A 1,878-nucleotide genomic window follows, 5' to 3' on the forward strand; every position below is an offset into this window, starting at 1 on the left:
TACAAAGACTTTTCCCCGCCAACGGCCTATGAAAAATTTGTGGCCAATATGGCGATCTACATGATGCAGCGTAATGTTTTGAGCGGACTTTCTTGTATATTACCCGGTCAGTGCGTGGTAGATGAGTCGCTAAGTATGTTGTTGTGCTACAAAATACTGCGATCGCCGATATTCGGGATGTCTTCGGACGAAGCACTCAATAGTATGCAACAAAGTTTTTGTCAAGAAAATGAAGCATTTCACGTCAGCCTCAAGTACCACCAACGGTTACTGTCTGATCTTCGGCGCTTTTTTAATGACATTGACTACCTCTGGCCAGTCAATCGAGAAATGCGCCTGATGGACTCAGCAGCTAACATTGACCGGGCTATCCAAGCAAATATAAAAAGCTTTAAACAATTTGCTAAGTCCGTAGCCTAAACTACTCGATTTTTTCCGTTAGATACCATCATCATTTTCTGGGGCAGTGGATAGTACGCCACGGTCAAACTTAGACTATTTTCAGATGGAATTTAGTTGTAATAGTTAGTATACATTCTGGATAAAAAAATAATGGCACAACAGTTGCAAACAGCCGAATTAAACCAAAAAAAAACGCTCTCACGGGGCAATAAAACATTAACCGCAATTGAAAAAACATGTCGCAGTAACTTAGAATCAAACTATACAGAAAAAATAGAAGAACTCGAGAAAAGCTTTAACTACCATAAAAATAGCGATCACTATTGGAGCGAACCGGAACAATCCATATTATATGGCACCCCCCTGTATGAAGTTGCTTCTCCCTCTCAAAAAATAGCACTCAATCACCTGAATTGGTTTTTGGCATACCATAATATTGCTGCTGGGGAAAATGAGGTCATTACTTATAATCAAGTTACTGAGAGTGTTTTTGCTGCCATTGGCGGTTACGAAACTATATCCCAGGAGTTGGATCTCGAAACTGAACAGGAGCGTTCTCACATTCACGCCTTTCACAAAATCGGATTTTTAACAACTAGAACGTTACTAGGGAAAGATGCCTTTAAAGCTCCCCTCAAAGGTAAATCGTACAAATTGAGAAAAAGGGGCTTAGCTAATGGTTCAAAGTCTTCAGATTCACAACATTTATACTTGAGTCTGAAAAATTTGCCCTGGTCAGAGTACCGAGATAAAACCTTGGGTTTCATCGCTAAAGGGATGTTGAGCAGTTCAAAACAATACTATTCTCAGTATTTGAGGGAATTAGAGCAGAAAAGCCCATCAATACCAGGGTCTGCTGGGGGATTTTGGGGACTAGGATTAGCACCAGACTCTCGCTTACGGTTCTTGACCTTCAACTGGGGAGGTTCCCCTTTTATGGCTTGCCAATACTATGCCTTGCGCTACATTGCGAATATGGCAGTCAAAAATGTAGAACTCACTATCTATAAATATTTCCAAAAATTGCAAAAAAAAGGTGAATTTATCCCAAGTCCAACAGCCATTTCCTACTATCATTTGTTGGATGAAGCGTTTCACACCACAACGTCCCTTTTTCTTGGTAGAAACTTGTACAAAGAATTATCAAAACCAACGGCCTACGAAAAACTTGTCGCTAATTGGACAATCTATTTAATTCAGAAAAATTTCCATAATGGAATTTCTGGTGCATCACCAGTATTGATGTCTAAAGATAACTTTTCTACGATTGATTTTGTTTATAAGATCCTGAAATCACCTGTGTTTGGTATGTCCCAAAGAGAAGCGCTTGATTGGATGCAGCAGTGTTTATGTCAGGAACACGAGGGATTTCATGTGGCTCTTAAAAACTACCAAAATCTCTTATCAAATAGTCGGCGTTTTTGTGAAGAGATTGATTACCTTTGGCCTGTCAACCGCGAAATGGGATTGATGGCA

General features: G+C 39.9%; 2 protein-coding genes. Both read left to right on the forward strand.

Annotated features, from left to right (window positions below):
- The coding region (locus F6K53_RS39255; protein WP_366511420.1) for a hypothetical protein at positions 1-420 on the forward strand (420 nt) is incomplete at its 5' end.
- Between the two features lie 132 nt (positions 421-552).
- Positions 553-1,878: hypothetical protein (locus F6K53_RS39260; protein ID WP_293085330.1), on the forward strand; the 1,326-nt coding region annotated here is incomplete at its 3' end.

The organism is Moorena sp. SIO4A1, assembly GCF_010672065.1.
Taxonomy (GTDB): Bacteria; Cyanobacteriota; Cyanobacteriia; order Cyanobacteriales; family Coleofasciculaceae; genus Moorena.